The sequence below is a fragment of the Aquabacterium sp. A3 genome, from assembly GCF_038069945.1.
Taxonomy (GTDB): domain Bacteria; phylum Pseudomonadota; class Gammaproteobacteria; order Burkholderiales; family Burkholderiaceae_C; genus Aquabacterium.
In genome coordinates, this window is sequence record NZ_JBBPEV010000002.1 from 412405 (window position 1) to 429976 (window position 17572).

Consider the following 17572-nt stretch of genomic DNA (forward strand, 5'->3'; position numbering starts at 1 on the left):
CAGACCTTGGCACAACTTGGCACAATCGCGTCTGCTCTCACGGGATGCCCCATGCTCTGGTCACGTCTGAACGCCACCCTCGATCCTTTGCGCCGCCAACGTCAGCCCGTGGTGTTGCTGGTCGACGCCTTGTTGATCTTTCTGGCCTGGCATGCCACCTACCTGTTCCGACTGGGTTTCGAGCGCTGGCTGTTCGAGCGCCCCAGCTACGACCTGGGGGTCATCCTGGGCATTTTGGTGGTCTACAGCGCGGTGTCCTGGGCGCTGGGCGTCACACGCGCCAGCTGGCGCTACACCAGCTTTCCCGACATCACCCGGCTGGCCGCCATGTGTGTGCTGGCGGGGCTGGCCAGCGCCGTGGTGGTGCTGATGGCGCAATTGGTGGAGGTGCCGCGCGCGGTGCTGGCCCTGCACCCGTTCATGAGCCTGATCGCCCTGGCGCTGGCGCGCATGCTGGTGCGCATGCTCACCGAGTCGTCTCGTGCGCGTCGCGCCCTGGGGCCTGCTGGTCGCCAACGCGCGGTGGTGCTGGGCGCTGGCGCCGCCGCCAAGCTCTTGATCGCCGGCATCCAGCACCGGGGCTGGGAGGTTGTGGGCCTGTTGGACGACGACCCCCGCAAACATGGCAGCACCGTGTCGGGGGTCGATGTGTGGGGCGGCCTGTCGCTGCTGCAGCAACCGGCCCTGTTTGATGGGGTGTCGCAGCTGATCCTGGCCATGCCCTCGGCCACCGCCGAGCAGCGTCGGCGCATCCTGGAGCTGGCTGCCTCCAGCGGCCTGCCCGTGGCCACCGTGCCCTCGGCCGACGAGTTGCGTCAGGGCCGCTCACGGGTGGATCGGCTGCGCGACATCGGGCCCGAAGACGTGCTGGGGCGTCCGCCGGTGCGGCTGGACGAACAGGCCATCTCTCAACTGGTGAGCGGGCAGACCGTCTTCGTGACCGGGGCCGGGGGCTCGATCGGCTCCGAGTTGTGCCGGCAGATCGCGCGCTTCGGGCCCACGCGCCTGGTGCTGTTCGAGCTCAGCGAGTTCGCGCTCTATCAGATCGAGCAGGAGCTGGGCGAGTTGTTCCCACACCTGCCGCTGGTGCGCCTGGTGGGTGATGTGAAGGACGCGGGGGCGCTGGAGCGTGCCATGGCGGCCCATCGGCCGAACCTGGTGTTTCACGCGGCGGCCTACAAGCACGTGCCGCTTATGGAAGACGACAACGCGTGGCTGGCCTTGCGCAACAACACCTGGGGCACCTACCTGGCGGCGCAGGCGGCGGCGGCCCACGGGGTTGAGCGCTTCGTGCTCATCTCCACCGACAAGGCCGTGAACCCCACCAACGTGATGGGTGCCACCAAGCGGGCGGCCGAGATGGTGCTGTCGCACTGGGCGGCCCGAGCGCCCGGCACCCGCTTCACGGCGGTGCGGTTTGGCAATGTGCTGGGCTCCAGCGGCAGCGTCATCCCCAAGTTCAAGGAACAGATCGCCAAGGGCGGGCCGGTCACCGTCACGCACCCCGACATCACCCGCTACTTCATGACCATCCCCGAGGCCGCGCAGTTGGTTCTGCAGGCGGCGGCCCTGGCCGAGACCGGTCAGGTGTTCGTGATGGACATGGGCGAGTCGGTGAAGATCGTCGACCTGGCGCGCAAGCTCATTCACCTCAGTGGCCACACCGAGGCCGAGATCCCCATCGTGTTTTGTGGCCTGCGCCCTGGCGAAAAATTGTTCGAAGAGCTGCTGGCCGACGCCGACACCACCTTGCCCACCCCGCACCCACGCCTGCGCCTGGCGCGCTTGCGTGCCGAACTGCCAGACGACTGGCTGGCGGGTCTGCAGGCCTTGGCACATGACACCACGGCCGCCCAGCCCACCGAGCTGCGCGCCCGATTGCACGCGCTCGTGCCCGAGTACCAGCCGCGCTGAACTTGGCCGCTCAGCCGCTCAGCCGCTCAGCAGTTCATCGACCTGCACCAGCAGCGCTGCGATCTGTACCGGCTTGGTGAGGTAGCAGGCGGCGCCGGCCGACAGGGCAGCGTCGATCTGCTCGGGCATGGCATCGGCCGAGATCATGATCACCGGGATGCCCGCTGTGTCGGGGTTGGCCTTCAGCAGGTGCAGCAACTCCAGCCCGGACGCGTCGGGCAGGTGCACGTCCAGCAAGATCAGATCGGGCTGGCGCCCGCGCACGCGGTCGTGCAGCACGGCCAGGCCCTCTTCGATCGTGGGGGTCACCGTGAGCCGCAACCATGACCTGGAGGCCAGGGCCGACTGGATCACCGCGCTGTTGGCGGCGTTGTCTTCCACGTACAGCACGTGGCGCTGTGGGCGCCCGGGTCGGCCAGCGGCGGTGGTGGGCGCACTGACCACAGGGGGCGGCGCAGGTGTCGCGGCGGAGGCGGGTGCCGCCCGGCGATCGGCGCGTGCTGCGGGCTGGCCGCCATCGGGCGCCTGCACGCGTGTCAGCGTCACGCTGAACGCGCTGCCCTGGCCTTCTTCACTGCGCACCTGCAGCACCCCGTCCATGGCCTGTACCAGGTGCCGCGTGATCACCAGGCCGATGCCCGTGCCATCGGTGCCGCTGTGTTCACGCCCCAGCCGGTTGAAGGGCTGAAACAGCTGCGCCACTTGCGCCTGGCTCATGCCCAGCCCGTTGTCTTCCACCGTCACCACCAGGCGCTCGGCGATGCGGCCCTGGCGTGGCAGCAGTTCGGCCCGCACGCTCACCTGTCCGCCGGGGCGGTTGTACTTGATGGCGTTGCTCAGCAGGTTGCTCAGCACCTGTTGCAGCCGGGTGCGGTCGACCGTCACCCACCAGTCGGTGGGGATGTTGCGCGGCCTGACCAGGCTGACCTGATGCCGCATGGCCATGGGCTCGGCCAGGTCCATGGCGGCGCTCACCACATCGCCCAGGGGGCTGGGCTTCATGTCCAGTTGCAAGGTGCCCGTGTCCACCCGAGAGATGTCCAGCACGTCGTCGATCATGGCCAACAGGTGCCAGCCTGCTTGCTGGATTTGCTGAATGCGCTGCCGCTGGCCGGGCTGCAGGGGCTCCTTGTCTTCCAGTTCGAGCACCTGGGCAAAACCCAGTACCGCATTCAGCGGGGTGCGCAGCTCATGGCTCATGCGCGACAGGAACTCGCTCTTGGCCCGGTTGGCGGCATCGGCGGCCTGCTTTTGGGCGCGTGCATCTTGCATGGCGGCTTCGATCCGGCGGGCATGGCCAGTCATCATCAGCAAGAGGCCCCCCAGGGCGGCGGTGAGGGCCATGCCCCCGGCGGCGATCAGTCGTGGCATGTGGTCGCCGGCCAGGGCCGGGTGTTCGCTGGTCTGCCACACCCGCATCGACCATGGCCGCTCGGCGAATTTCAGGGGAATCCACTGCGGGTTGATGGCGCCCGAAGGCAGCGCGCTGGCCTCGCGACACTCGGCGGCGCCGGCCAGAAAGACCGGGCGTCCGCGCCCGCCTCCGTCCATGTCCACCAGGCAGGCCTGCAGGTGGGGCGGCAGGTCGCGCAGCATGGTGCGCACCATGTCGCCCAGGTGCAGGGCCACAAACACCGCACCCTGGGTGGCCTGCACCCGCTGCAAGGGCGTGTGGGGAGAGCCGCGGTACACCGCTCGGTACACCACGGTGCTCAGCTGCTGTGCGGTCTCCTGGTTGAGCGTGAGTGGGGCGGTGGCCACCACCTTGTCTTCCCGGCGCGCCTGCTCGAAAGCGTCTTTCGTGGCGGGCATGGACAGCACGTTGTAGCCCAGGGCGGCCGCGTTGCCGGCCAGGGGCTCGAAGTAGGTCACGGGCACCAGTTCATCGCCCTGTGGCGCGCGTCGCTGGTGGGTATCGAACACCCGGTAATCGGCCTGGCCGTCGGCCCGCTGGCGCGCTTCGAAGGCGGGCAGTTCGTCCCGGCGAATCCGTTGATCCCAGCCCACGCCCTGGATGCCTGGCACCGTCGCCAGCCAGTACCGGCTGGCGGTCTCAAACTCCTGGCGGTCCACCGACTCCGAGGCCTGGTACAGCCCCCTGAGTGCTTCCAGGGTGTTGAGGTAGCCCGCCAGGGTGCGCTCGATGCTGTGCTGCACGCTGGCCAGATCGCGCTGAAACAGGTGCTCGGCCCGCTCGGTCTTCCAGGATTGCACTTGCCGCGCCACCCCCATCACCACCAGGGCCGTGATCAGCAGCGGCACACCCACGGTGCGCCGCCTGCCACGCCAGAGATCGGCGGGTTGTCCGATCAGGGTGAGGGCCATGGGCGCACCCACCATCACCCCCATGGCGTCGCCCATCCACCAGTTCAGGAAGGTGTCCAGCGCCTGCGCCTCGGGCAGTTCGCCCGTCATCACCAATGCCGTGACCGACAAGGCGGGGTTGATCAGGCTGGCCATGGGCCCGGCCAGCAGCAGAAACAGCCCGATGTCTCGAGGGTTCTCCAGCACCAGGGCAGGGCGGGCCAGCCGCCGCGTGAGCTGCCAGGCCATGCCCGCCTGCAGCCCGCCGCCCACGCCGCTGATCAACACGGGCAGCACCGTGGCGGCGCCCAGCGCCTCCGGGGCCACCAGCCACCTGGCAAGCCATTCCACGGTGGCCGAGCCCAGGGCCACCATGGGCAGCATGCCGGCCCCCCAGCTCAGCACGCAGGCCAGGCCCACGCCGGCCGCCAGGTAAAACGGCGCCACCTGATCGGCCGGGCTGGTCAGCACCACCGACAGCGCGCCACTGAGCACGTAGGCCAGCCAGGTCATGGCGGCTCGGGCCCAGAACGGCTGGACAGGGATGTTGGCTGCGGCGTCGATGGTCATCGTCCTGCCACGATATCAGGAGCGTGGCGGGCTGTCGGTGGTGCGGCAGGGTGTTGCGGGAAACACCCTACAGCGCGGGTTCAGTCGTGCATCTCGGGGCTTGTGCCCCTCGCCCCGCCCCTATACTGGCCATTCGTTGGGGAACCAGGATCCATCAATCCGCTCCAATACCCATCACAGACACGACATGCCCATGACGTCCAGAATCAAGATCGCAGGCTGGGTGGCGCTGGGCGCGCTGGCCGGCGCGCTGACCACCATGCAATTCGGTGCCACGGCACGCAGCTCCGTGGCGCCTTTGCCGCTGGAAGAAATGCAGCAGCTGGCGGCCGTGTTCGGCATGATCAAGTCCGATTATGTCGAGCCGGTCGACGAGAAAAAGCTCATCCGCGATGCCATCGGTGGCATGGTGTCCGGCCTGGACCCTCACTCGGTGTACTTTGACCAGAAAACCTTCAAGGAATTCCGCGAGGGCACCACGGGCAAGTTCGTCGGCGTGGGCATCGAGATCGGCATGGAAGACGGGCTGGTCAAGATCGTGTCGCCCATCGAAGGCTCGCCAGCGTTCCGCGCCGGGCTCAAGAGTGGTGACCTGATCACCAAGATCGACGACACCTTCGTCAAGGGCCTCACCATGGACCAGGCCGTCAAGCGCATGCGCGGCGAGCCCAACACCAAGGTGATCCTCACCATCTTCCGCAAGTCCGAGAGCCGCACCTTCCCGGTCACCATCGTCCGCGAAGAAATCCGCGTGCAGTCGGTTCGGGCCAAACTGGTCGAGCCGGGGTATGGCTGGATCCGCGTCTCGCAGTTCCAGGACCGCACCATTGAAGACTTCGCCAACAAGGTGGAGACCCTCTACAAGGAAGATCCGCAGCTCAAGGGCATCGTGCTGGACCTGCGCAACGACCCGGGCGGCCTGCTGGAAGGCGCGGTGGCCCTGTCGGCCGCCTTCCTGCCCAAGGATGTGGTGGTGGTGAGCACCAACGGCCAGTTGCCCGAGTCGCGGCAGGTGTTCAAAGCCAACCCGGATGACTACATGCGTCGTCCCGGGCGCGATCCGCTGGCCCGCTTGCCCGAGGCCCTCAAGACCGTGCCCCTGGTGGTGCTGGTCAATGAAGGCTCGGCGTCGGCCTCCGAGATCGTCTCGGGTGCCTTGCAAGACCACAAGCGTGCCACCATCATGGGCGCCCAGACCTTCGGCAAGGGCTCGGTGCAGACCGTGCGTCAGCTCACGGCCGACACGGCCCTGAAGATCACCACGGCCCGCTACTACACCCCCAGTGGTCAGTCCATCCAGGCGCGTGGCATCGTCCCCGACGTCATGCTGGATGAAACCGCTGAAGGCAATCTGTACGGCGCCCTGCGCGTGCGTGAGGCCGATCTGCAAAAGCACATCAGCAACGGACAGACGCCTGAAGAGAAAGACCCCGCCCGCGAGAAGGCCCGCGAAGAAGCCCTCAAGCGCCTGGAAGAGGCGGCCGCTCGCAAGGACGAGCCGCCCAAACCGGCGCCCGAGTTTGGCAGCGCCGACGACTTCCAGCTGCGCCAGGCGCTCAACCAGTTGCAAGGCAAGCCCGTGCAGGCCTCCAAGACCATGACCGAGCGCAAGCCAGACGAGGCGGCGCCTGCCGAGTGAGCCCGCTGGTGGTGGCGCCTGACGAGCCGGGCAGCCCCCCGGGGCTGGACGATGCCCAGCAGCTGCGCTACAGCCGGCACCTGCTGCTCAACGACTGGGACGAGGCGTGCCAGCAGCGATTGCTGGCCGCCCATGCCCTGGTGGTGGGGGCGGGCGGCTTGGGTGCGCCGGCCTTGATGTACCTGGCCGCCGCCGGGGTGGGGCGCATCACCGTGATCGACCCGGACGAGGTCGAGCTCAGCAACCTGCAGCGCCAGGTGGTGCACCAGACCGCCCGCATCGGGTGGCCCAAGGTGGCGTCGGCGCGGCAGGCCCTGGCCGAGATCAACCCCGAGGTCACCGTGCAGGCCGTGCACCGCGCCGCCGACGCCGCATGGCTGGCCGAGCACCTGCCGGGTTGCCAGGTCGTCCTGGACTGCACCGACCGATTCGACACCCGACACGCCATCAACCGCGCTGCGGTGGGGGCCGGTGTGCCCGTGGTCAGCGCGGCCGCGCTGGGCTGGGATGCCCAACTCACCGTTTTCGATCCTCGCCAGCCTGAGGCGCCGTGTTACGCCTGCCTGTTCCCGCCCGATGCCGCGCCGGTCGAGGCCCGGTGTGCGCTCATGGGCGTGTTTGCCCCGCTCGTGGGCACACTGGGCGTGATGCAAGCCGGTGAAGCCATCAAGTTGCTGACCGGGCTCGATGCCGCGCCGGGTCAGCGCAGCCTGGCGGGGCGGCTGCTGATGCTCGATGGGCGCCAGTGGCGATGGACCGAGTTGCAGGCGCGCCGTCGCGCCGATTGCCCCGTTTGCGGCCCACCACCCCACGCTCGTGTGCACAACTGACGCGATGACACAACTTCGGCGGCTCGGGCCCCGTTGTTTCGCGCATTGGGGCCGCCCGTCTGCCGCATACTGAAACACACGCCTCAGCCACCTGTGCGCCGACGCGCACCTTGAACCGTCTCGCACCATGAACAAGCCCAGAGAACTGCTCGAACGCAACTTCCCCACCGCCGGTCAGGACGCGCGCCTGGCCTGCAAACCTTCGCTGTATGGTGGCCCGGACAGCAGCTACGAGCTGGCCTTCACCGATGACGAATTCCTGCTGCACCCCGACCTGCGTCCGGTGCGCATGCAGCTTGAGCTGCTCAAACCCGAGATGGTGCAGCGCGAAGAGGGCATCCAGTCCACCATCGTGGTGTTTGGCAGCGCCCGCATCCAGCCGGCCGAGGTGTCCCGGGCCCGCCTGGACGAGGCCCAGGCCATGCCCTCGGGGCCGGGGCGTGACCTGGCCGTGCGACGCGCAGAAAAGCAAGTCGAGATGTCGCGCTTTTATGAAGAAGCCCGGGCGTTTGCCGCCCTGGTCACCGAGCACTCGGCCAAGCTCGACTCGCCCATCTACGTCGTCACGGGCGGTGGCCCCGGCGTCATGGAGGCCGGCAACCGAGGCGCGCACGAGGTGGGGGGCAAGAGCATCGGCCTCAACATCGTGCTGCCTCACGAGCAAGAGCCCAACCCCTACATCACGCCGCGCCTGTGCTTTCAGTTTCACTACTTTGCGCTGCGCAAGATGCACTTCCTGATGCGCTCGGTGGCGCTGGTGTGCTTCCCTGGGGGCTTTGGCACGCTGGACGAGCTGTTTGAAACCCTCACCCTCATCCAGACCGGCAAGTGCCGCAAACGCCCGGTGCTGCTCTTCGGGCGCGAGTTCTGGACCAAGCTGATCAATTTTGACCACCTGGTGGACACCGGCATGATCAGCCCTGAAGATGTGAACCTGTTCCATTACGTTGAAACGGCCGACGAGGCCTGGACCATGCTGCAGCGCGTGTACGGGCTGGGACAACCCGACGCAGACCACGCTTGCGGCTGGTGAGCATGACATGGCGCACATCACCCTGATCGGCGCGCCCACCGACATCGGCGCCAGCTTGCGTGGCGCCAGCATGGGCCCCGAAGCCTTGCGAGTGGCCCGCCTGCCCGAGGCCTTGGCGCAGTTGGGCCACACCGTGCACGACGCAGGCAATCTGTCGGGCCCTGCGAACCCTCAGTGCCCACCTGATGGCGGCTTTCGGCATCTGAGCGAATGCACCGCCTGGAACGCGGCCGTGGCCGACGCGGTGGTCGCAGCCTTGCGGGCCGGCCAGTTGCCCATGCTGCTGGGGGGTGACCACAGCCTGGCCGTGGGCTCGATCGGGGCGGTGGCCGACCACTGCCAGGCCCAGGGGCGCCGTTTGCGGGTCATCTGGCTGGACGCGCACGCCGACTTCAACACCTGCGACATCACGCCCAGCGGCAACCTCCACGGCATGCCGGTGGCGGTGCTGTGTGGCCATGGCCCCGAACCCTTGCTGCACGTGGTGGGTCAACCCGCCTTGTCGCCCGAGCAGTTTCGCCTCATCGGCGTGCGCAGCGTCGACCCCCTGGAGCGCGCTTTCGTGCATGCCCATGGGCTGGACGTCTTCGACATGCGCTACATCGACGAAGTGGGCATGCGCGCGGTCATGCAGCAGGCCCTGATGGGCGTGGACGACGACACCCACGTGCACCTGAGCTTTGACGTGGACTTTCTCGACCCTGATGTGGCCCCCGGGGTGGGCACGCCCGTGCGCGGCGGCCCCACCTGGCGTGAAGCCCAGTTGTGCATGGAGATGCTGGCCGACACCGGTTGCGTGGGCTCGGTCGACATCGTCGAGCTCAATCCGGCACACGATGTGCGCAACCGCAGCGCCGAGTGTGTGGTCGAATTGATCGAGAGCCTGTTCGGCAAATCAACCCTCTTGCGTTGTCGAACGTGAGGGTGGGCGAGTCGCCGGGGTCAACGTTGTTCATCAGCCGCCGATAAGACCTCATGTCCTCTGCTCCAAAAACAGCCCTGCTGCTCACAGGGGGCGGTGCCCGGGCGGCCTACCAGGTCGGGGTGCTGCAGGCCCTGCAATCGATCCGGCGCGACAGCGGCGAGCGGCGGCGTGGCAACCCATTTCCCATCATCTGTGGCACCTCGGCGGGGGCCATCAACGGCATGGCCCTGGCCTGCCAGGCCGACCACTACGACCTGGCCCTGCGCAGCATGGTCGAGGTGTGGCGCAACATGCGCGCCGAGCAGATCTACCATGCCGACTCGTTTGGCGTGATCCGCACAGGGGCCAAGTGGCTCACCCTGTTCTCGCTGGGATGGGCCCTGGCCCGGTGGCGACGGGCGCGCCCTCGTTCGCTGCTGGACAACGACCCGCTGCGGCACCTGCTGCCCCAGATGTTCCAGATGGACCGCCTGCCCGAGCTCATGGCCCAGGGGCACCTGGATGCGGTGGCCGTGACGGCCTCCAGTTACACCACGGGTGAGCACGTCACCTTCTACGACAGCGCCCACCCCATCGAACCGTGGGCGCGGTCGCAGCGCCTGAGCGTGCGCGACACCCTGACGGTGGACCACCTGATGGCCTCATCGGCCATCCCGTTCATTTTCCCGGCCGTGCGCCTCAAGACGGCGGGCGGTCGTCGGCACTACTTCGGTGACGGCTCGATGCGCCAGGCCGCCCCCATCTCGCCGGCCATCCACCTGGGTGCCGACCGCATCCTCGTGATCGGGGCCGGGCGCCTGCACGAACCCGATGATGTCCGGGAGGGGCGGCTCGAATACCCGCCGCTGGCCCAGATCGCCGGCCACGCCATGTCCAGCATCTTCCTGGATGCCCTGGCGGTGGACATCGAACGCATGCAGCGCGTCAACCGCACGCTGGCCCTGCTCACACCCGAGCAGCGTGCCCAGACCGACCTCCGGCCGGTGGACATCCTGGTGATCGCCCCCAGCCAGCGCATCGACGAAATCGCCGCCCGCCACATGTGGGCCATGCCCCCGGCCGTGCGCGCCATGCTGCGCGCCCTGGGCGTGCAGGGGGTGGGTCCCAAGGCCCGGGGGGCCACGCTGGCCAGTTACCTGCTGTTCGAGTCGTCTTTCACCCGCGAGCTCATCCACCTCGGCTACAGCGACACGCTGGCCAAACGCGACGAGGTGCAGCGCTTCTTTGGTTGGGGCCAGGCCCGCGCCACGCCGCCCGACGCTGCTGCGGGGGTTTTGACAACCCCAAGCGACCGTGCTACAGTGGAGAGCTTCGCTTGAATTGGCGAGGTATTTCCATTACTCCCTTATTGGAAGGTCTCAACATGTACGCGGTCATAAAAACCGGCGGCAAACAATACAAAGTTGCTGCTGGCGAAAAGATCAAAGTAGAACAGATTGCTGCGGACGTTGGCCAAGAGATCGTGATCGACCAGGTTCTGGCTGTCGGCAACGGCGCTGAACTGAAGGTGGGCACGCCCCTGGTGGCTGGCGCAACCGTGAAGGCAACCGTGGTCTCCCACGGCCGTCACGACAAGGTTCGCATCTTCAAGATGCGCCGTCGCAAGCACTACCAGAAGCGCCAAGGTCACCGTCAGAACTTCACCGAGCTGCAAATCAGCGTCGTGAACGCCTGATCCCACGCCTTAGCCAGTCCCTCAGGAGAAAGTCATGGCACAGAAAAAAGGCGGCGGTTCCACACGGAACGGCCGCGACTCCCAACCGAAGATGCTGGGTGTGAAGGTCTACGGCGGCCAAGTGGTTCCCGCAGGCTCGATCATCGTTCGTCAACGTGGCACCCGCTTCCACGCTGGTCCCAACGTGGGCACCGGCCGCGATCACTCGCTGTTCGCTCTGGTGGACGGCACCGTGTCGTTCGCCGTCAAGGGTCCGCTGAACCGCAAGACGGTCGTCGTCACCCCCGTCTGAGCCTTCGGGTTCGACCTGGGGGTGTCATGCCCCCAACTTTCAAGCCCTGGCTCGCCGGGGCTTTTGTGTTTCTTTCCACAAGGACTCCAGCCCCATGAAATTCGTCGACGAGGCCACCATTGATGTGGTGGCAGGCAATGGCGGCAGCGGTTGCATCAGCTTCCGTCGCGAGAAGTTCATCCCCTTCGGTGGCCCCAACGGTGGCGACGGTGGGCGGGGCGGGCATGTCTACGTGGAAGCCGATCGCAACATCAACACCCTCATCGACTACCGCTACAAGCGCCGCTTTGAGGCGCGCAATGGCGAGCAGGGTCGAGGCTCGGACCAGTTCGGTGCGGCGGGTGAGGACATCACCCTGCGCGTGCCTGTGGGCACCATCATCCGCAACGACGACACCGACGAGGTGATGATGGAGTTGCTGGAGCATGGCGAGAAGCGCATGCTGGCCAAGGGCGGTGATGGTGGCTTTGGCAACCTGCACTTCAAGACCAGCACCAACCGCGCCCCCCGCAAGAAGACGTTGGGCTGGCCGGGTGAAGGCTTCAAGATCAAGATGGAGCTGCGTGTGCTGGCCGATGTGGGCCTGCTGGGCATGCCCAACGCCGGCAAGTCCACCCTGATCGCGGCCATCTCGAACGCGCGCCCCAAGATTGCGGACTACCCCTTCACCACCCTGCACCCCAACCTGGGTGTGGTGCGCGTGGGCCCAGAGAAGAGCTTTGTGGTGGCCGACATTCCCGGCCTGATCGAAGGCGCCTCCGAAGGTGCCGGCCTGGGGCATCTGTTCTTGCGCCACCTGCAGCGCACCCGCGTGTTGCTGCACGTGGTGGACCTGGCGCCCTTCGATGATGGCGTCGATCCTGTTCAGCAGGCCCGAGCCATCGTCAACGAGCTCAAGATTTACGACGAAGAGCTCTTCAACAAGCCGCGTTGGCTGGTGCTCAACAAGCTCGACATGATCCCGGACGAAGAGCGGGTGGGCCGAGTGCTGGACTTTGTGCGGCGCTACGGCTGGAAGGGCCCGGTGTTCCAGATCTCGGCGCTCACGCGCGAAGGCTGCGAACAACTGGTGCAGACGATCTACCAGCACGTGGCCGCCATGCAAGAGCACCACGAAGAGGCCGACGTGCGCTTTGACGGGTCGGCGCTGCCCATGGGCACCGACTTGCTGGCCCGGGCCGGGCTGGCCTATGACGATGACCTGACCGGCCTCATCAAGCCGAAGAAGGCGCCAGCCAAGAAAGTGGCTGCCAAAAAAGCGGCTGCCAAAAAAGTAGCCGCCAAGAAGGTGCCCGCCAAGAAGGCCCCGGCTAAGAAGGCCCCGGCTAAAAAGGCCGCGGCTAAGAAGGTGGTGGCCAAGAAGGTGGTGGCCAAGAAGGTGGTGGCCACCAAAGTGCCCGCCCAAAAAGTGGCTGCTAAAAAAGCGCCTGCCAAGAAGGCACCCGCCAAGAAAGCGCCTGCAAAAAAGGCCCCCGCCAAGAAGACCGTGGCCCGCAAGACCAGTTCCCGCGCATGAACGAGATCCTCCGCAACGCCCGCCGCATCGTCGTGAAGGTGGGCTCCAGCCTGGTCACGAACGAGGGCAAGGGCGTTGATGCCGATGCCATTGGCACCTGGTGCCGCCAGATGGCGGCGCTGGCGGCCGATGGGCGCGAGGTCATCATGGTCTCCAGCGGGGCCATCGCCGAAGGCATGAAGCGCCTGGGGTGGGCCACCCGCCCCAAAGAGATCCACGAGTTGCAGGCGGCCGCGGCCGTGGGGCAGATGGGTTTGGCCCAGATGTACGAAAGCAAGCTGCGCGAGCACGGCATGGGCAGTGCCCAGGTGCTGCTCACGCACGCCGACCTGGCCGACCGCGAGCGCTACCTCAATGCGCGCTCTACCTTGCTCGCGCTGTTGTCGCATCGCGTGGTGCCGGTCATCAACGAGAACGACACGGTCGTCACCGACGAGATCAAGTTCGGTGACAACGACACCCTGGGGGCCCTGGTGGCCAACCTGGTCGAGGCCGACCTGCTGGTCATCCTCACCGACCAGAAGGGCCTGTACAGCGCCGACCCGCGCAAAGACCCCTCGGCCCGGTTCATCGACGTGTGCACCGCAGGTGACCCGGCGCTGGAGCAGATGGCCGGCGGCGCCGGCTCGCGCGTGGGCACGGGGGGCATGATCACCAAGGTGCTGGCGGCCAAACGCGCGGCACGCAGCGGCGCGTCCACCGTGATCGCCTGGGGCCGCGAGCCCGAGGTGCTGGTGCGGCTCAGCCAGGGCGAGTCCATCGGTTCGCTGTTCGTGGCGGCCACGGCCAAGCTGGCGGCCCGCAAGCAGTGGATGGCCGATCACCTGCAACTGCGCGGTGCGGTCGTGATCGACGACGGGGCGGTGGCCAAACTGCGTGACGAAGGCAAGAGCCTGCTGCCCATCGGCATGGTCGAGGTCATTGGCGAATTCCATCGCGGTGACGTGATCGCCGTGCAGGATCTGCGCGGCCGTGACATCGCGCGCGGCCTGGCCAATTACGCCAGCGGCGAGGCCCGTTTGCTGGTTCGCAGGCCGTCCAGCGAGATCGAATCCATCCTGGGGTTTGCCAACGAGTCCGAGATGATTCACCGCGACAACCTGGTCCTGGCGGATCGGGGCATTCCCGCTTGACCTCAGGGGCGACTTGGGCAGGTCAGGTTGTTTGGGTACTCGCCGGCCCCCCATGATGGGGAACCTAGGGTTGACCCTGTCGTAACCCCTGTGGCGTTCTACGTTAAAAAGGCAACCCGTTGTGTCGACGGGTCGATCTGAAGGAATGCCTCATGCCCCTGTTTGCTGCCACCGCTGCCCCCCGCGCTGCCCTCAAGACCCTGGCCCTGGCCGTGGGTGTGGCAGCCATGTCCATGTCGGCCCAGGCCAAAACCACCATCTGCGTGTGGGATGTGGCCGGCAAGACCGGTGATGTCTACGCCACCGCCCAAGACTACGCCCTGGCCATGCAGAAGCACGGCGTCGACATGCAGTTGAAGGTGCACGTCGATGAACGCGTGGCGGTCGAGGATTACCGCGCTGGTCAATGCCAGGGCGTGATCGCCACCTCGTTCCGCACCCGTCCGTTCAATGAAGTGGCCGGCTCGATCGACAGCATCGGCTCCACCACCATCGTGCGCAACGGCAAGCCCGACACCCAGGCCAGCTACGAAGTGCTGCGCAAGGTGATCCAGGTATTTGCGTCGCCCCAGGCCGCCAAGCTGATGGTCAATGGCAACCACGAAGTCGGTGGCATCTTCCCGCTGGGCGCTGCCTACCCGATGGTGCGTGACCGCAATATCAACTCGGTCGAGGCCCTGGCCGGCAAGAAGATCGCCGCGTTCGACTACGACAAGGCCCAGGCCCTGATGATCCAGCGCATCGGTGCCCAGCCCGTGTCGGTGGACGTGACCAACATCGGCCCGCGCTTCAACAACGGCATGGTGGACATGGTCACCCTGCCGGCCGTGGCCTACCAGCCGCTCGAATTGCACAAGGGCATGGGCACCAAGGGGGGTGTGGGTCGCCTGCCCATCATGGTGCCCACGGTGCAGGTGATCCTCGACCGCACCAAGTTCCCTGAAGGCTTTGGCGAGAAGTCGCGTCTGTTCTGGCTGAGCCAGTACGACCGCGCGCTGGGGTTGGTGGCTGCTGCCGAGAAGGCCATCCCGGCCGCCATGTGGCAAGACCTGCCCCCCGAGGTGCTGCCCAAGTACGTCGTGATGCTGCGTGAAGCACGCATTTCGATCGCCAAGCAAGGCCTGTACGACAAGACCACGATGAACATCCTCAAGCGGGCCCGTTGCAGCGTCAACCCGGCGGATGCCGAGTGCGCCAGCCAGAAGGAAATCGACTGAGTCTGAGCGCCCCGATCCTGCCGGTGCAGGGTCGGGGTGTTTCAGTGTTCTTCGGGGTGGGGGCTGTCGGCGTGTGTCGGCAGGTGGGCTTCATCGCCCTCCCGGGCCGGATGACGCAGGTGGCCTCGCAAGAAGCGATTGCCTCCGCTGCTGGGGCGGGGCAGGTACCTGGCCAGCTCTGACAAGGCCATCTGGTAGACGCCTCGCTTGAACTCGATGACCGTCTCCAGGGGCACCCAGTATTCGTGCCAACGCCATGCATCGAACTCGGGGTGGGTGCTGGCGCGCAGGTTCATGTCGCAATCGCGGCCCAGCAACTGCAGCAAAAACCAGATCTGCTTTTGGCCCTTGTAGTGGCCGCGGGCGTCGCGTCGGATGAAGTGCTCGGGCACTTCGTAGCGGAGCCAGTCCCGCGTGCGGGCAATGATGCGCACGTGCTCGGGCAACAGCCCCACTTCTTCGTGGAGCTCGCGGTACATCGCCTGCTCGGGCGACTCACCATGCTTGATGCCGCCTTGGGGGAATTGCCAGGAGTGGGTGCGTATGCGCTTGCCCCAGAACACCTGATTCCGCTGGTTGAGCAGGATGATGCCGACGTTGGGGCGAAACCCTTCCCGGTCGAGCATAATCAACTCCGAATCTTTCAACTGGTTTCATTATTGCACCCCTGAGCCAAAACGCCTAGTGAAGGTGTCAAGGCCCCATTCAGGTGGTGCGCTTTTTTTGTGCCATGCAAGCCTCTCAATTTTTCATCTCCACGCTCAAAGAAGCACCGTCCGACGCCGAGATCGTCAGCCACAAGCTCATGATGCGCGCCGGGCTCATCAAGAAGCTGGGTGCGGGCCTGTACACCTACATGCCCATGGGCCTGCGCACCATCCGCAAGGTCGAGGCCATCATCCGCGAAGAGATGAACCGCGCCGGCGCGGTCGAGCTGGTGATGCCCGTGGTGCAGCCCGCCGAGCTGTGGCAGGAAACCGGTCGATTCGACAAGATGGGCGACGAGCTGCTGCGCTTCAAAGACCGCCATGACCGCGATTTCGTGATCCAGCCAACGGCCGAAGAGGTGATCACCGACATCGCCCGTCAGGAGTTGCGCAGCTACCGCGCGCTGCCCAAGAACCTGTACCAGATCCAGACGAAGTTCCGCGACGAGCGCCGCCCGCGCTTCGGCATCATGCGCGGCCGCGAGTTCACCATGAAGGACGCCTATTCCTTCGACCGTGATGTGGACAGCGCCGGCAAGACCTACGATGCCATGTACGCGGCCTACACGCGCATCTTCGAGCGCCTGGGCCTGCAGTTCCGCGCCGTGGCGGCCGACACCGGCGCCATCGGGGGCGACCGCTCGCACGAGTTCCAGGTGATCGCCGACACCGGCGAAGACGCCATCGTGTACTGCCCCACCAGCACCTACGCGGCCAACATCGAGCTGGCTGAAGCGGTTTCCTTGATTGCGCAGCGCGGTGCGGCATCACAGGCCATGGAGAAGGTGCCCACCCCCGGCAAGAGCACCTGCGCCGAGGTGGCCGAACTGCTGGGCCTTCCCTTGAGCCAGACGGTCAAGTCACTGGTGCTGGCCACCGACGAAACCAACGAGGCCGGCGAGATCGTCAAGAGCACGGTGTGGCTGCTGCTGGTGCGCGGCGACCACGAGCTCAACGAGGTCAAGGCTGGCAAGATCGAGCTGGTGGATGGTGCCGGGCAGACCATGGGACTCAAGACAGGCTTCCGCTTTGCCACCGAGAAGGAAATCGTCGAGCACTTTGGCTGCAAGCCGGGCTACCTGGGCCCGCTCAATGTGAAGAAGCCCGTCAAAGTGGTGGCCGACCGCACCGTGGCCCACATGGCCGACTGGGTGTGCGGCGCCAACGAAGAAGGCTTCCACCTCCGGGGGGTGAACTGGGGCCGCGACCTGCCCGAGCCCGACCTGGTGGCCGACATCCGCAACGTGGTCGAGGGCGATCCCTCGCCCGACGGTCAGGGTGTGCTGGCCATCCAGCGTGGCATCGAGGTGGGCCATGTGTTCTACCTGGGCACCAAGTACTCCAAGGCCATGAACGCCACCTTCCTGGACGTGGACGGCAAGCCCAAACACTTCGAGATGGGCTGCTACGGCATCGGCGTCACGCGCATCCTGGGCGCGGCCATCGAGCAAAAGCACGATGAGCGCGGCATCGTCTGGCCCGAGGCCATCGCGCCCTTCACCGTGGTGATTTGCCCGGTGGGTTACGACCGCTCCGAGGCCGTCAAGGCCGCCGCCGACGAACTGCACGCGCAACTGGTGGCCCTGGGGGTGGACGTGATGCTGGACGACCGGGGCGAGCGCCCGGGCGCCATGTTCGCCGACTGGGAGCTCATTGGCGTGCCGCACCGCGTTGTGCTGGGCGACAAGGGCCTGAAAGAGGGCCTGGCCGAAGTGCAGGGCCGCCAGGAGCCCGAGGCCGCCAAGGTGCCGGTGGCCGAGCTGTTGAATCACCTGCGTGCGCGCCTGCAATTGGCGTGATCACATCGGGCCAGATCG

The 17572-nt window shown here is 66.5% G+C and carries 14 protein-coding genes and 1 pseudogene; 13 read left to right on the forward strand and 2 right to left on the reverse strand.

The genetic code is table 11. From position 1 onward, the window contains the following. Positions 1 to 51: 51 nt before the first annotated feature. Entirely contained in the window at positions 52 to 1914 is a 1863-nt protein-coding gene (locus WNB94_RS11070; protein WP_341390451.1) for a polysaccharide biosynthesis protein, read from the forward strand. Positions 1915 to 1932: 18 nt separating this feature from the next. Here the strand turns inward: WNB94_RS11070 and WNB94_RS11075 are convergent, their stop codons facing one another. Further along, the gene (locus WNB94_RS11075) at positions 1933 to 4788 is read right to left on the reverse strand and encodes a CHASE domain-containing protein (RefSeq protein WP_341390452.1); all 2856 of its coding nucleotides are present in this window, start codon (positions 4786 to 4788) and stop codon (positions 1933 to 1935) included. A gap of 193 nt (positions 4789 to 4981) precedes the next feature. Between WNB94_RS11075 and WNB94_RS11080 the strand changes: the two genes are divergently transcribed. The 11 genes and pseudogenes from WNB94_RS11080 (at position 4982) to WNB94_RS11130 (ending at position 15048) form a co-directional block, all read left to right on the forward strand. Next, positions 4982 to 6427 carry a S41 family peptidase gene (locus tag WNB94_RS11080; RefSeq protein ID WP_341390453.1) on the forward strand — a complete coding sequence of 482 codons (1446 nt, stop codon included), beginning with the start codon at positions 4982 to 4984 and terminating at the stop codon, positions 6425 to 6427. After that, positions 6424 to 7257 (forward strand): HesA/MoeB/ThiF family protein, encoded by an 834-nt coding sequence (locus tag WNB94_RS11085; protein ID WP_445819057.1) that lies wholly within the window; start codon positions 6424 to 6426, stop codon positions 7255 to 7257. The genes WNB94_RS11080 and WNB94_RS11085 overlap by 4 nt, the downstream gene beginning before the upstream one ends. A gap of 127 nt (positions 7258 to 7384) precedes the next feature. After that, positions 7385 to 8290, forward strand: a complete 906-nt coding sequence (locus WNB94_RS11090; RefSeq protein WP_341390454.1) for an LOG family protein — start codon at positions 7385 to 7387, stop codon at positions 8288 to 8290. A 7-nt stretch (positions 8291 to 8297) separates the two neighbouring features. After that, positions 8298 to 9212, forward strand: coding sequence for an arginase (gene rocF, locus WNB94_RS11095; protein WP_341390455.1), 915 nt, complete (start codon positions 8298 to 8300; stop codon positions 9210 to 9212). Positions 9213 to 9265: 53 nt separating this feature from the next. Further along, positions 9266 to 10534: a patatin-like phospholipase family protein gene (locus WNB94_RS11100; RefSeq protein ID WP_341390456.1), complete on the forward strand. Its 1269-nt coding sequence runs from the start codon at positions 9266 to 9268 to the stop codon at positions 10532 to 10534. Positions 10535 to 10578: 44 nt separating this feature from the next. Next, positions 10579 to 10890, forward strand: a complete 312-nt coding sequence (gene rplU, locus WNB94_RS11105) for a 50S ribosomal protein L21 (RefSeq protein ID WP_341390457.1) — start codon at positions 10579 to 10581, stop codon at positions 10888 to 10890. 34 nt (positions 10891 to 10924) lie between these two features. Next, positions 10925 to 11182, forward strand: coding sequence for a 50S ribosomal protein L27 (gene rpmA, locus WNB94_RS11110; protein WP_341390458.1), 258 nt, complete (start codon positions 10925 to 10927; stop codon positions 11180 to 11182). Between the two features lie 94 nt (positions 11183 to 11276). After that, a pseudogene (gene cgtA / locus WNB94_RS11115) lies at positions 11277 to 12320 on the forward strand (Obg family GTPase CgtA); the annotation flags it as partial. Between the two features lie 15 nt (positions 12321 to 12335). Further along, positions 12336 to 12698, forward strand: a complete 363-nt coding sequence (locus WNB94_RS11120) for a histone H1-like repetitive region-containing protein (RefSeq protein WP_341390574.1) — start codon at positions 12336 to 12338, stop codon at positions 12696 to 12698. After that, on the forward strand, positions 12695 to 13831 hold the full coding sequence (proB, locus tag WNB94_RS11125; protein ID WP_341390459.1) for a glutamate 5-kinase: 1137 nt from the start codon (positions 12695 to 12697) through the stop codon (positions 13829 to 13831). The genes WNB94_RS11120 and proB overlap by 4 nt, the downstream gene beginning before the upstream one ends. 152 nt (positions 13832 to 13983) lie before the next feature. Further along, positions 13984 to 15048 carry a putative solute-binding protein gene (locus WNB94_RS11130; protein WP_341390460.1) on the forward strand — a complete coding sequence of 355 codons (1065 nt, stop codon included), beginning with the start codon at positions 13984 to 13986 and terminating at the stop codon, positions 15046 to 15048. A 41-nt stretch (positions 15049 to 15089) separates the two neighbouring features. Here the strand turns inward: WNB94_RS11130 and WNB94_RS11135 are convergent, their stop codons facing one another. Next, entirely contained in the window at positions 15090 to 15674 is a 585-nt protein-coding gene (locus tag WNB94_RS11135; protein WP_341390461.1) for an RNA pyrophosphohydrolase, read from the reverse strand. Positions 15675 to 15778: 104 nt separating this feature from the next. Between WNB94_RS11135 and WNB94_RS11140 the strand changes: the two genes are divergently transcribed. Continuing rightward, complete coding sequence (locus WNB94_RS11140; protein ID WP_341390462.1) at positions 15779 to 17554, forward strand: proline--tRNA ligase; 1776 nt, start codon at positions 15779 to 15781, stop codon at positions 17552 to 17554. Positions 17555 to 17572 lie beyond the last annotated feature (18 nt).